We start from the raw sequence: 13,016 nt of genomic DNA, 5'->3' as shown, positions 1-13,016 counted from the left end.
TATACTAAAATGCAATTCGATGCCCGCACCGCTAAAGCTTTGCAGCCAGGACAGCATATGGCTTTTGACGATTACCCAGGACTGCGTTTGTCTGCCATGGCAAAAGTGAGAACTTGGTTTTATCGGTATAGAAGCACTGTTGATGGACGCCTTAGGCAGGTGTCAATTGGTCATTGGCCATCTATGTCATTTCCCGTGGCTATTGTCGCTTGGGAAGCTTTGAAAAACCAGCGTGATTCTGGTAATGATCCTGTATTAGAGGCAAAGCAAGCTAAGTTAGAGGCAAAAGCTTTAATATTAAAACAAGAGGCGGCAAATTCTGAAAACGCTTATACAGTTAGAGTGCTGTGTGATGAATATTTAGCTGGACATGTTTGTCGCCACAGAGCCAAAAAAGGTTCTACTGAAATTACTAGGATGTTTAACACAATGCTGGGTGATATGGCGGATTTACCATCCACTGCAATTACCCGCTCAATGGCTTTTGATTTGATTCAAAAGTACGCCGCAATATCGCCCGTGCAGGCCGGAAAATTACGATGTGAGTTAGGAGCAGCATGGGATTATGCAATGGATGCCGGCAGACTACCTGAAGCTGCAGTAAATTGGTGGCGCTTAATTTTACGTGGAAAAATTAGATCAAAAGGAAAGACCATAGAAGGTAAGAACATCGGCGTGGTCAAACGAGAAATAGTCAAATCTGGTGTATGGCTGATTTGAATCAGGCGGCCATCTGCTGTGTTTCTTCTGTTTTCTCCGGTTCCATAATGACAGCCATGCCGTCCTGAAAACGAATGCCCTCAATCACATCCGGCAATCGTTTAAAGCCGCGTATCTTGCGCCAACTCTTCTCGGCGGTTAACGCCAATTGGAACACCAAGCCCAACAAGGTATTGCGGGACACGCAGTTCTTGGTGCGGGTGGTCCGATGGCGAATCGTCGCAAAGCTGGATTCGATCGGATTTGTCGTCCGAATGTGTATCCAGTGCTCGGCGGGAAAGTCGTAAAAGGCCAATAGCGATTCACGGTCTTTTTCCAACACGCCCACCGCCTTGGGGTACTTGGCTTCAAAGTCACGCAAGAACGTGTCGAAGGCTTGATTGGCCAGGGCTTTGGTTTCCGCCATCCAGATTTCTTTCAGCCCCGCCTTGGCCTTGCCTTGGATTGAATCGGGTAGCGTCGCCAGCACATTCGCCGTCTTATGCACCCAGCAGCGCTGGTGTTGTGTGGTGGGCCAAGCTTCGTTGATGGCTGCCCAGAAACCCAAAGCGCCGTCGCCGGTAGCCAGTTTCGGCGCGTCCTGTAGACCTCGCGTTTGTAAATCCTGCAAAACACTCAGCCACGAGGCTTTCGATTCCCGATAACCGTCCGATAAGGCCAGCAAGCGCTTTTCACCCTGTTCGTTGACTCCGATGATGACCAATAGGCACAGCCGATCATCCTCGCCACGCAGGGTCGAATAGATGCCGTCGGCCCAGACATACACAGTGCGCTCCTTCGATAAATCTCGCCGATTCCAGGCCAGATAATCCTCGGCCCATTGGGCTTTCAGGCGGCTAACCACGGCAGGTGACAAGCCTTTGGCATCGTCACCCAGCAACACCGATAAGGCCGACTGCATGTCGCCGGTGGAAATGCCGCGCAAATACAGCCAGGGTAAGGCCGCTTCCACCCGTTTTGTCTTGCGAACATACGGCGGCACCAGCGACGAGTTGAACTTGATCCTGCCGCCGGAACGGTCTCGAACCTTGGGGATTTTGACCGTCACGTTACCCACGCCCGTCACGATCTCCCGCTCCGGCAAATAGCCATTACGCACCACGGTTTGCCGGCCCCGTAAATCGGTAACCTTGGCGTATTCGCCCAGAAAAGCCTGTAGCTCCGCCTCAACGGCTTGTTGGATCAAGGCTCTAGCACCCGTCTTCAACAAATCCGTCAAAGGATCGTTAATCCCACTGGCATTATTCCAGTCTTTTGCATTATCTTTGTTCATGGCGTCTCTCATTTTGCTGTTATTCGATCTCGACAATCTCATTTCAGCAGAGGGCGCCACCTTTCATCAAGTCGGGCCGTACACCAGATTTAGTTATAACTCTAATTCGGTTAGTTCGGTATTCGGCGGCATGTCCCATTTGTGGCGCCACTATTTATCTCGAAAAAGGCGAGCCGGATTACAGACGAAGATTGGTGGGGCGTTGTTATGAAAGCCCGAGAGAGCATGTGTTTAGTTTTGATAGAATCACTCGTTGCGGGCGATTACTGGTTGATCGATAACTTGTCGAGAGGAGCTGCTGCCGCACCGTTTATTCTTATTTCAATACATTTCATTTGCCCTACGACTAGCTGCGGCATACAATCGCCGCTGGTTTTAAGGTTCCCGCTCTTGGCGGGTGAAACTGGAAGTCGGTTAAATGCCGACGCTGCCCCCGCAACGGTAGGTGATTCGTCACGAGCCCGGAGACAGGCCTAAAACTGTAGTCAACAGTATTGCGGAGGGCGATCTGTCAAATCGGTTTTTTTGGTTTGTCTTTCCCTCTGTTATTCCGTCCACCTTTTTCGGAACAGACAACCATGAAAACACTCGCGGCATCTACCATCCTTTCTTCCTCAAAAATCCTGCCCGGCCTGAGTGCTATTGTTTTGGGCCTGACCGTCGTGTTAGGTTTGGGTTTCTTGCAGGACGCTAACAACTACCTGCATAACGCCGCCCACGACGGACGTCACAGCGCAGCTTTTCCTTGCCATTAACATGGCGGATTTTCGTAAGCTGGTCACCATCTCGCTACTGGCGGGACTATTGGGCGGCTTGTTACTCAGCGTGCTACAACACTATCAAACCTTGCCCTTGATTTTGGCCGCCGAACAATTCGAAACGCCATCGGCTGAGCATGTGCGTGACTGGCAACCGATGGACGGCTGGCAACGTAATGGCTTTACCTTGCTGTTCAATGGCCTAACCGGCTTCGGCTTTGCCTTGTTTATCAGTGTCGCCCTGTACTGGCGGGATCAACATGGTTACCTGTACGGACTCGGCTGGGGTTTGGCCGGTTATTTGGTATTTTTTGTCGCGCCATCATTGGGCTTGCCGCCGGAGTTGCCGGGCACCGACAGCGCCGAATTACACAGTCGCCAAGCGTGGTGGCTTTTTACGGCCGCCGCTACCGCGATTGGCTTGTTTGGTCTGTTTTTGACCAAACAGCGCTGGCTGCAAATCGGCGGCGCTGGCTTACTGGCCTTACCGCATCTGATCGGCGCACCGCATCCGGAGGTTGCCCAGGCTTTAGCGCCCGAAGCCTTACAACAGCATTTTGTGGTGTTGACATCCATCAACAACGCTATTTTCTGGCTGACCTTGGGCGCAATATCGGGCCGATTGTTGCGTAAAGTAACGTTTTAGTGGTGAATGCTACTGCAACACGCCATTGCCCGGCGATATTGATCAGCGCTCCTGCCTCCGGGCAAGGCAAAACCACCATTACGGCGGCTTTGGCCTATTACTATCGCCAGCAAAACCGCAAGGTACGCGTGTTCAAAACCGGCCCGGATTTTATCGATCCGCAAATATTGAGCTTTGCTTGCGGACAACCGGTTTATCAGCTGGATTTATGGATGATGGGCGAAGCGCATTGCCGTGAGATGCTTTATAACGCCGCCGACGCTGACATCATCTTGATTGAAGGTGTCATGGGCTTGTTCGACGGCGATAGCAGCAGCGCCGATTTGGCACAAACACTAGACGTGCCGGTGGCCGTTGTCATCGATGCGGGCGGCATGGCACAAACTTTTGCCGCTGTGGCTTACGGCTTAGCCCATTACAGAGCCAACTTGCCGTTTGTCGGCGTCATCGCCAACAAAGTCGGCAGTCCGGGTCATGCTAAATTGCTGGAAGAAGCCTTGCCGGACAGCATGCCGCTACTGGCGGCGATGGCGAAAGATGAAACGGTCGGCTTGCCGTCGCGGCACTTAGGCTTAGTGCAGGCCGATGAAATTGCAGACCTTGACCTTCGCCTGGCGCGCGCAGCCGAATTACTCAGTAGCCATGCGCCGTGCCGATTGCCGCAGCCGGTTGCCTTCGCGCCGATCGCCACCTCCCCGCCGCCACCGTTACTGGCTGGTAAGCTTATCGCTGTGGCTCGTGATGCGGCGTTTTCGTTTATCTATCAAGCCAATCTGGATTGTTTGCAAGCCATGGGCGCTGAACTGACGTTTTTCTCGCCGCTCGCAGACCACGTATTTCCCGAGGCAGACAGTGTCTACCTGCCCGGCGGTTACCCGGAACTGCATCTCCAAACATTGGCCGACAATGTCGCCATGAAACAAGCCTTGCAGCAACATCATCAAGCCGGTAAGCCGATTTACGCAGAATGCGGCGGCTTTTTATATTTGCTGGAACGCTTGATCGATAAAGACGGCCATGCGGCAGCGATGGCTGGTCTGTTACCCGGCAGCGCGCAGATGCAAAAACGCTTGGTGAATCTGGGCATGCACAGTTTGCAGTTAGAACAAGGCGAAATTCGCGGGCATAGCTTTCATCACTCGCAACTGGAAACCACACAGCAGCCGTTCACCGAATCGAAGCCTCAACGCAATCGTAGCCGTAGCGAAAACTTTTATCAGGTGGGTTCGTTGCGAGCGTCTTATCTGCACACCTACTTTCCGTTCAACCCCCAGGTCGCGGCTGGATTTTTTCTATGAGCACTCAACCTAAAGTATGGTTTGTCGGCGCAGGTCCCGGTGATCCTGATTTAATCACTGTCAAAGGTCGCGACTTAATTGCCAATGCGGATGCCATTTTGTTCGCAGGCTCTCTGGTACAGGCCGCCGCAACGCAATGGGCACCAAGCACTTGCCTGATCAAAGATTCCAAAGACATGACTTTGGAGCAGATTACCAACTGGCTGACCGAACAAGCCGGTCCGGGCAAAACCGTCATTCGCCTGCAAACCGGCGACCCTGGCTTGTACGGTGCATTGATTGAAATGGTGCAACCACTGGATGCGGCCAACATTGCCGTCGAAGTAGTGCCGGGCGTCTCGTCGGCGTTTGCCGCGATGGCTTGTGCAGTCGAAAGCCTGACCTTGCCCGAAGTCACGCAGACCGTGATTTTAACCCGTGTTGAAGGCCGCACGCCGATGCCGGACGGTGAATCATTGCAAGAATTGGCCAGCCATCACACCACGCTGTGCCTGTTTTTATCGATCACCTTGCTGCCCACGATCGAACGCGAGTTAAAAGACGCAGGTTGGTCGGATGATGCATCGGCATTGGTGGTCCACAAAGCCAGCTGGCCGGGTGAACAACAGATTATTCGCGGCACCCTGGCTGATATTCGCGAACGCTGCCGGGCCGCCAAAATCAACAGTCAGGCCATGATCGTCATCAGCCCCACCTTGGGCGCGCGGCACTGGCCATCGTTAAAAAAATCCAAACTTTATGATGCCGGTTTTACCCATCGTTTTCGCCGCGCCGAGCGGCCTCAGTCTAAGGAATAAGTATGACAACCACCGTTCTCTTGGTCGGCCACGGATCGCGCAATCAGGCCGGCAACGATGAAATTCGCGAATTTCAACAACAATGGCAGGCGCAACACCCCGACTGGCGCATTGAGTTGTGCTATATCGAACTCGCCGAGGTGCTGTTGGAAGAAGGATTGAGCCGCGCCGCGCAAGGATCTAGCCGCGTGATAATCGTGCCGCTGATCATCAGCGCCGCCGGGCATGTGAAGATGGAAATTCCCGAGCATATCGAGGAGGCCCGCGAAAATTTTCCGGCGGTCGAATTCATCTACGCGCCGCATCTAGGAAGCAACGAAACCTTGCTGGCCATTCTGCAAAAACAGCTCAAAACGGCACTCAAATCTCTGGCGATGCCGGATCCAAAAACCACCGGTGTGATCATATTAGGCCGCGGCTCTTCCGACAAGGTCGCCAACGGGGAATTGGCAAAATTAGCGCGTTGGCTGTTTGAAGCTACCGAGCATGAACTCGTCGACATTGCCTTCACCGGTATTACCCATCCGCGTTTGGAAACCGCTGTGCAACGTCAAGTACGACTGGGCATGACGCAGATTGCGATTTTGCCCTATTACCTGTTTACCGGCTTGCTGATCGAGCGCATCGGCAAACAAATCGAACGCTTGCAAAGCCAATATCCGCAGATTGTCTTCGGTGCCGGTACGTATTTTGGTTTTGATCCGGCCATTTTTAAATTGCTGGATCAACGGGTTACCGAAGCCTGGGACCCGCTCGCGCCGAAAATGCTGGAATGCGACGGCTGTCAGTATCGCGAGCAAGCCGAACATCACCACCATCATTGATTAGCCATGAGCCACAACATTCAAACCGAACAACTGACCCAGGCTGGGCAACAAATCGAACACGATTCCTTTGCCATCGTCGACCGCGAAGTCGGCGAGCACCATTATTCCCACGGCCAATGGCAAGTGGTGCGTCGCATGATCCACGCCACTGCGGATTTTGAGTTTAATGGCCTGACCGAGTTTTCCGCGCATGCAGTCGAAGATGGTATTCAAGCCATTTTAAATGGTGCGCCGATCGTTGCCGACGTGGAAATGATTTGCGTCGGCTTATCGCAGCCGCGCCTGGCGCATTTTGGCATCAGCGCCCGCCAGTTCATCGCCGATGCGGATGTCATAGCCGCCGCCAAACAGGTCAACAGCACCCGCGCGGTACAAGCCATGCGTAAAGCGCAGCGCCTGGGTTTAATCGCCGGCGGTATCGTCTCAGTTGGCAACGCACCGACCGCGCTGTTGGAAGTGTTGCGGATGATCAAAGAAGAAGGCGTCAAGCCGGCACTGATCGTCGGGATGCCAGTCGGATTTGTCTCTGCAGCGGAATCCAAGGATTTACTCGCCGAATTAGCCGATGTGCCATGGATCATCACCCGTGGACGTAAGGGCGGCTCGACCTTGGTCGTCGCGGCGATTCATGCCTTGTTGAGCTTGACGGAAACCCGGCAGAAAAACGGCTGATAGCATGGCAATGCCGGAACGCAAACCCAAAGGTACCCGCAAGGGTTACACCACCGGCGCCTGTTCGGCGGCAGCGGCACGGGCGGCAGTGCAGGGTTTGCTGAATGGGCACGTGCCGGACACTATCGACTGCGTGCTGCCCAATGGGCAAGACGTGGCATTCAAAGTCGAAGAAAGCTTCGTACAGAACGACCGAGCACATGCTGTCATCGAAAAAGACGCCGGCGACGATCCGGACTGCACCCATCGCGCTCGGCTGACGGCGGATGTGATGTGGATAGAACAACCGGATACTATCGTATTGCAAGGCGGCGCGGGCATAGGCCTGATCACTCGGCCCGGTTTGGGGCTGGCGGTCGGCGGTCCGGCCATCAATCCGGTTCCGCGCAAAAATATCGAGGATAACATCCGTCTGATCGCCGCCGAAGCGCTAAAAACCCGAGGTCTACAGGTAACGATCTCGGTGCCGGGCGGCGAAGAGATGGCGAAAAAAACCCTGAATTATCGTTTGGGCATTATCGGCGGTATTTCGATTCTAGGTACGACCGGAATCGTGCATCCGTATTCCACGGCGGCGTTTCGGGCTAGCGTGGTGCAAGGCGTGGAAGTTGCGGCCAATCAGGGGCAGGCTAGCGTGGTGCTGACCACCGGCGGCCGCACCGAGAAATTCGTGATGCGCGAATTGCCCGACCTGGATGAAAGCTGTTTCGTGCAAATGGGTGACTTTCTGACACCGGCACTGGACACCGCCGCTCGTTGCGGCATTCAAAACATCATCATTGGCGGTATGGTCGGCAAGCTGACCAAAATGGCTCAGGGTGAAACCATTACGCATGCCGGTCGCGCCCCAGTCGATGTGGAACTGGTGGCCGACATTGCCCGCAGCATCGGAGCGCCGGACGATGTATGCGACGCCATCGCCGCCCAGGAAACCGCTCGTTACGCCTCCGAATGCATGGCCGAGCTGGGATTGGAATACGAATTTCATGTCGAACTGGCTAACCGAGTCATCGCCACCTTGGAAAACCGGTATCCCGGCGGTTTTCACATCAGTGTTCTGGTGTGCGATTTCGATGGCAACAAACTGGCCGAAGCCGGCAGGAATTGATCATGCAAGCGATGTGCAGTTTTATCGGCGTACTAGACAACGGCGTCGCCAGCCTGAGCCAGGAGGCCTTGCAGGCATTGCGCGAAGCAAAGCATGTCATCGCCGGCAGCCGTCTGCTGGCAACGCTGGCTAAAGACATTACTCAGGCCAGACACTACGACTTAACCGGGCAACTCAAACAAGTGCCGGACTGGATCAATGTCGCGTTGGCGCAAAATGAAGCAGTAGCTGTACTAGCGACTGGTGATCCCTTGTGCCACGGCATCGCCGGTTTCCTGGCCGGCAAGCTGGAGTCCAGAAGGGTACGCATCTTGCCCAATCTAAGTACGATACAACTAACCTTTGCCGAGTTGAAATTGTCTTGGCAAACCGCCGCTATCGTTTCGATCCACAGCAAGGATGCCGGTGAATGGCTGGGCGGGGCCACGCCGGAGCATGGCTTGTACGAATTAGCTCAGCGCTGCCGCCAACACGATTTGCTGGCGATATTGACCAGCCCGGACAACGCCCCAGCACGTATCGCCCGCTTATTGCAAATCGAAGGCTTGGCTGATGCGTTCGAAATGGCGATTGCTGAAGCTCTAAAGCAGCCGCAACAGCGAGTCAACGCCTGGCTGAGTATCGCGGAGGTCGCTCAAAGCCGTTATCTCGATCCCAACGTCGTCATTCTAAAACGCAAAACGGCTTTGTCCGCACCGGTATTGTTTGGCGTCAGCGACGACAGCTTTCAGCAGCGCAAGCCGGAAAAAGGCCTGATCACTAAACGCGAAGTGCGTGCGGTATCGTTGGCGAGGATGCAATTGGCGCGTCGAAGTATTGTCTGGGACATCGGCGCCGGCTCCGGATCGGTGGGTTTGGAGGCGGCGCGGCTGTGTTCGGAGGGTCATGTCTTTGCCATCGAAAAAAACGCCGATGACATGGCTAATGTCGAACAGAATCAGGCTGCCTGGGGTATCAGCAATTACAGCTTAGTGCATGGCAAGGCGCCGCAATTTCTCGACACCTGGCCCGATCCGGATGCAGTATTCATCGGCGGTTCCGGTGGCGAATTGGCGGAATTGATAGCCTTGTGTTTAGGGCGTTTGCGCCCGGCGGGTTGGCTGGTGATGAACTTCGTCACGCTGGAAAACCTGTCCACCGCCGTCGATACCCTGAAACAACTCGGCGCAGACTGGGACGTCTGTCAGATTCAAGCCTCGCGTAGTAGCCCGATTCTCAATATGCATCGCATGCAGGCCGAAAATCCAGTGTGGATCGTATCTGCCACCCATTCTTTACAGCCCATATTATTCGGTCACGATGAACACTAAACTCGGCACCCTCTACGGCGTTTCCCTTGGTCCCGGCGATCCTGGCCTGATGACCCGGCACGCCTGGGATTTACTGACCGGTCCGGGCCATTGGACTTATCCGGTGCGCAAAAAAAACAGCGATAGTTATGCCTTGGACATAGCCTTGCGCGCCGGCCTGAAACTGCCTGTCGAACATAGCGAACTGCATTTTCCGATGACTCACGATGCCGAGATTCTGGCCCGTTACTGGCTGGCAGCAGCACAAACCGTGTTAGCACTATTACAACGCGGCGAGGATGTGTTGTTTCTGGTGGAGGGCGACGCCTCGACCTATTCCACTTTCGGCCATTTGCAACGCAGCGTGCGTGCTTTGCAAGCCGATGTCACCGTGGAAGTCGTGCCGGGGGTGTCGTCGTTTCATGCCGCTGCGGCGCGTAGTGGCGAACCGCTGGCTGATGTTGATGACACTATCGCCATCATCCCCGCCGGATACGGCATTGATCAGATTGAACGCCTGCTCGAGGATTTCGACACCTTGGTGCTGCTTAAGGTCAAACCTTTGCTGGACGATGTAATCGATTTGCTGCGCCGCCGTGATTTGCTCGGTCAAGGCTGGTTTATCGAAAAAGCCGGGGCGCCGGAAGAACGCATGGTGCACGACATCGCCAGCCTCGAGGGGCAAAAGGTCAATTATCTGTCGTTACTTATCATCAAAAACCCAGGCCGTCAGCGCAGCGAAATGCAGCGCGGTTGCCGCAAGAAAAAGGACTCAATCGATGAATGAAGTGCGTGTCGCCCTGGTGGCGATTACCAAACACGGCGCCGGGATTGCCACTCGCCTGGCACCACAACTCCCCGAAGCGGAGGTGGTGGTATCGGAGAAGCAATCCGAACATTTGGGTGATTTTGCCAATCCGCGTTGCGTGTATCAGGGGGCGTTGAGCGCGCAACTCGGCAAGTTGTTCGCATCCTACGACCAAATTATTTTTCTGGTGTCGCTCGGTGCGGTGGTACGGCTGATTGCGCCGCATCTTAAATCCAAGGATGTGGATCCCGGTGTGCTGGTGATCGACGATGCCGCCGAATTCGTGATCCCGGTGCTATCCGGCCATGTCGGCGGTGCCAATGCTTATGCCGAAAAGGTCGCCGCGTTGCTAAATGCCACGCCGGTACTGACCACCGCATCGGACGTGGGCAAAACCATTCCGGTGGATATCTTGGGCCGTGAACTGGGCTGGCAAGTGGAAGCCCCTAAGGTCAACATCACGCGTGTGTCGGCGGACGTGGTCAATCAACTGCCGATTGCCTTCGTGCAGGAAGCCGGCAGCTCAAATTGGTGGACGCGGCCATCGCCGTTACCGGCCAATATTCATCTGTTCCAGCGTTTCGAGGACGTTGATACCGAACAATACCGGTCGGTTTTATGGGTTACACACCGGGCCATCGATCCGGCCGTTTGGCAACAACTGGCTGAGCGATTGGTGGTGTATAGGCCGCCCACGGATCAAGCGTAAGTGTATGAAAGTCATGATTGGCATGGGTTGCGACCGCAATGCCAGCCTGGATACCTTGCGGCAAGCCTTGGCCCAGGCCTTGTGGCGTTGCGGGCTCGATGCATCTACGGTAGCCGGCTTGGCCAGCATCGACAAAAAAAATGATGAAGCAGCCTTGTTACAACTAGCCCAGATATACGATTGGCCGCTGTATTTTTATCCGGCTGAGGCTCTGGCCACCATCCCGGTACCGAATCCATCCGAGGTGGTCATGAAATACATGGGTACTCCGGCTGTGGCGGAAGCGGCCGCTTTGAGAGCGGCCAATGCCGAATTGTCGGATTTACTGGTAGAGAAACATAAATATTGCGGCACGGACGGCAAGAACGCCACCGTTTCGATAGCGAGAATCAAATGAAAAAAGCAGGCAAAATTTTACTGGTGGGTATCGGCCCCGGCGCGCATGAGCACATGACTGCCCGCGCTCGCCAAGCGATTGCGGAAGCGGACGTGGTGATTGGTTACAGCACCTACATCAAACTGGTGCAAGACTTGCTCGATGGCAAGGAAGTCATCAAAAAAGGTATGACCGAAGAACTCGATCGCAGTATCGAAGCGTATGAACATGCCAAGCAGGGCAAAATCGTCGCTATGGTGTCGTCCGGCGATATCGGTGTTTACGGCATGGCCGGGCCTACTTACGAACTGCTGCTGGACAGTGGTTGGACGCCGGATGATCCAATTCAGGTGGAAGTGGTCCCCGGTAGTACGGCGTTGTCGAGTTGCGCATCCCTGGTCGGAGCGCCGCTGACCCATGATTTTTGTTCGATCTCGCTGTCCGACTTGTTGACGCCTTGGCCGGTGATCGCCCGCCGCCTGGAAAGCGCGGCGCGCGGGGATTTCGTGGTAGCTTTGTATAACCCGAAAAGCGGTCGCCGCACGCAGCATATCGTCGAAGCGCAAACTATATTGCTGCGTCATCGGAGCCCGGACACGCCGGTTGCGATCGTTAAATCCGGTTATCGTGCTCGGCAACACATCCAGCTCGTACGCTTAGCGGAGATGGCCGATTGCGACATCGGCATGTTGACCACGGTGTTGGTCGGCAATAGCAGCACCTTCGTCCGTGCAGGGTTGATGGTAACACCGCGCGGCTATGCCAATAAATATGACGCCATGACCGGCGAAACCTGCGCAGGCGAAAAGGCGGGGCATTCGCTGAGCATGGGATTGGAGGGCTGGAAAGCTTGTGTGCGGCAATATTTACGCGACACGCCCAAGGTGACATGGCAACAGGCTGCAGCATACTTCGCACAACCGTTGGCGGACATTCTCGACGCCGTCAGCCAGTCCACGCCGAGCGATCAAGCCGGTTTATTCTGCTCGCAACGTGCAACCCCAGACAGTCATGAACGTTTACTTGTGTCACTCCAGGGTTGGGGCAAATTACGCGCCGTCGTGCGCAGCGAAGCGGGCGCCGTGGCGGAACTGTTGATCAACGCCGCTGATTTGCAAAGCAAAAACGGCTGGGTGAGTATCGTCAACAACGCCTTTCATTTGCACATCGACTGGCGCAAAACGCAGCAGATTTGGTTTGTCAGCCGTGATGATCAAACCTATGGCATTCAGGTACTCGATCAACACGGCGACGCCTTATTCAATTTATGGTTAGTCGCTGACGAAGCAGGATTCGACAGCACAGCCCTACAACACTACCGCAATGACCGAGCGCAATTTAGCGCCCCAACTGTTCTGGAACCAACCCACCATGACTGATAACACCATCCCCATGCCGGAAAAACCCAAAATGGGTGACTACAAACGCCACTTGCTGGTGTGTACCGGCCCCCGCTGTACAGAGAATGGCGAAGCACAAGCCTTGTTCGAAACCCTGGGGGACAAGTTTAAAGCAGCCGGCATCGACAAAGGCGAACTCAGGGTTAAGCGCACCCGCACCCACTGTTTCGCCACCTGCAAATCCGGCCCCATCCTTTGCGTGCAACCCGATGGCGTCTGGTATTACAACGTCAATGAAACCAATTTACAGCGCATCATTGATGAGCATTTGGTGGGCGGTCAACCTGTCGAAGCGCTGATTTATCATCAAAGTACTTGCTCGGTTCCATAGCAGT

15 protein-coding genes and 1 riboswitch are annotated in these 13,016 nt (G+C 54.7%); of the genes, 14 read left to right on the top strand and 1 reads right to left on the bottom strand.

Annotation, left to right across the window (positions count from 1 at the left end):
* Positions 1 to 9 precede the first annotated feature (9 nt).
* A complete protein-coding gene (locus ACR02O_RS15460) occupies positions 10 to 720 on the top strand; it encodes an integrase arm-type DNA-binding domain-containing protein (protein ID WP_494521964.1) in 711 nt (236 codons plus the stop codon).
* A gap of 1 nt (position 721) precedes the next feature.
* On the opposite strand, the gene ACR02O_RS15455 is transcribed toward ACR02O_RS15460, so the two are convergent.
* Positions 722 to 1,993 carry an IS256 family transposase gene (locus ACR02O_RS15455; RefSeq protein ID WP_494521800.1) on the bottom strand — a complete coding sequence of 424 codons (1,272 nt, stop codon included), beginning with the start codon at positions 1,991 to 1,993 and terminating at the stop codon, positions 722 to 724.
* Positions 1,994 to 2,354: 361 nt separating this feature from the next.
* Positions 2,355 to 2,484, top strand: a riboswitch (cobalamin riboswitch).
* An 87-nt stretch (positions 2,485 to 2,571) separates the two neighbouring features.
* Between ACR02O_RS15455 and ACR02O_RS15450 the strand changes: the two genes are divergently transcribed.
* From ACR02O_RS15450 to ACR02O_RS15390, 13 genes are read left to right on the top strand one after another with little or no spacing between them, the layout of a single operon-like run.
* Positions 2,572 to 2,748, top strand: a complete 177-nt coding sequence (locus ACR02O_RS15450) for a CbtB domain-containing protein (RefSeq protein ID WP_101052980.1) — start codon at positions 2,572 to 2,574, stop codon at positions 2,746 to 2,748.
* 1 nt (position 2,749) lies between these two features.
* Positions 2,750 to 3,397: a CbtA family protein gene (locus ACR02O_RS15445; protein ID WP_101052982.1), complete on the top strand. Its 648-nt coding sequence runs from the start codon at positions 2,750 to 2,752 to the stop codon at positions 3,395 to 3,397.
* Positions 3,398 to 3,399: 2 nt separating this feature from the next.
* Complete coding sequence (locus tag ACR02O_RS15440; protein ID WP_101052984.1) at positions 3,400 to 4,695, top strand: cobyrinic acid a,c-diamide synthase CobB; 1,296 nt, start codon at positions 3,400 to 3,402, stop codon at positions 4,693 to 4,695.
* A complete protein-coding gene (gene cobM, locus ACR02O_RS15435) occupies positions 4,692 to 5,492 on the top strand; it encodes a precorrin-4 C(11)-methyltransferase (RefSeq protein WP_494521963.1) in 801 nt (266 codons plus the stop codon). The genes ACR02O_RS15440 and cobM overlap by 4 nt, the downstream gene beginning before the upstream one ends.
* A 2-nt stretch (positions 5,493 to 5,494) precedes the next feature.
* Positions 5,495 to 6,316, top strand: coding sequence for a sirohydrochlorin chelatase (locus ACR02O_RS15430; protein WP_171695199.1), 822 nt, complete (start codon positions 5,495 to 5,497; stop codon positions 6,314 to 6,316).
* A gap of 6 nt (positions 6,317 to 6,322) precedes the next feature.
* Positions 6,323 to 6,991 carry a precorrin-8X methylmutase gene (locus ACR02O_RS15425; RefSeq protein WP_026600442.1) on the top strand — a complete coding sequence of 223 codons (669 nt, stop codon included), beginning with the start codon at positions 6,323 to 6,325 and terminating at the stop codon, positions 6,989 to 6,991.
* A gap of 4 nt (positions 6,992 to 6,995) precedes the next feature.
* On the top strand, positions 6,996 to 8,099 hold the full coding sequence (locus ACR02O_RS15420) for a cobalt-precorrin-5B (C(1))-methyltransferase (RefSeq protein ID WP_415878329.1): 1,104 nt from the start codon (positions 6,996 to 6,998) through the stop codon (positions 8,097 to 8,099).
* A gap of 2 nt (positions 8,100 to 8,101) precedes the next feature.
* A complete protein-coding gene (gene cbiE / locus ACR02O_RS15415; RefSeq protein ID WP_458137626.1) occupies positions 8,102 to 9,409 on the top strand; it encodes a precorrin-6y C5,15-methyltransferase (decarboxylating) subunit CbiE in 1,308 nt (435 codons plus the stop codon).
* A complete protein-coding gene (cobI, locus tag ACR02O_RS15410) occupies positions 9,399 to 10,175 on the top strand; it encodes a precorrin-2 C(20)-methyltransferase (RefSeq protein WP_101052992.1) in 777 nt (258 codons plus the stop codon). Before cbiE ends, cobI begins: the two co-directional genes overlap by 11 nt.
* A complete protein-coding gene (locus ACR02O_RS15405; protein ID WP_101052994.1) occupies positions 10,168 to 10,905 on the top strand; it encodes a cobalamin biosynthesis central domain-containing protein in 738 nt (245 codons plus the stop codon). Before cobI ends, ACR02O_RS15405 begins: the two co-directional genes overlap by 8 nt.
* Positions 10,906 to 10,909: 4 nt before the next feature.
* Positions 10,910 to 11,302 (top strand): cobalamin biosynthesis protein, encoded by a 393-nt coding sequence (locus tag ACR02O_RS15400; protein WP_101052996.1) that lies wholly within the window; start codon positions 10,910 to 10,912, stop codon positions 11,300 to 11,302.
* Entirely contained in the window at positions 11,299 to 12,660 is a 1,362-nt protein-coding gene (cobJ, locus tag ACR02O_RS15395) for a precorrin-3B C(17)-methyltransferase (protein ID WP_494521962.1), read from the top strand. Before ACR02O_RS15400 ends, cobJ begins: the two co-directional genes overlap by 4 nt.
* Positions 12,653 to 13,012 carry a (2Fe-2S) ferredoxin domain-containing protein gene (locus tag ACR02O_RS15390; protein ID WP_101053000.1) on the top strand — a complete coding sequence of 120 codons (360 nt, stop codon included), beginning with the start codon at positions 12,653 to 12,655 and terminating at the stop codon, positions 13,010 to 13,012. The genes cobJ and ACR02O_RS15390 overlap by 8 nt, the downstream gene beginning before the upstream one ends.
* Positions 13,013 to 13,016: the final 4 nt, after the last annotated feature.

The organism is Methylomonas sp. PHL2-19 (assembly GCF_059331595.1).
This window is presented reverse-complemented; position numbering and strand designations above follow the sequence as displayed.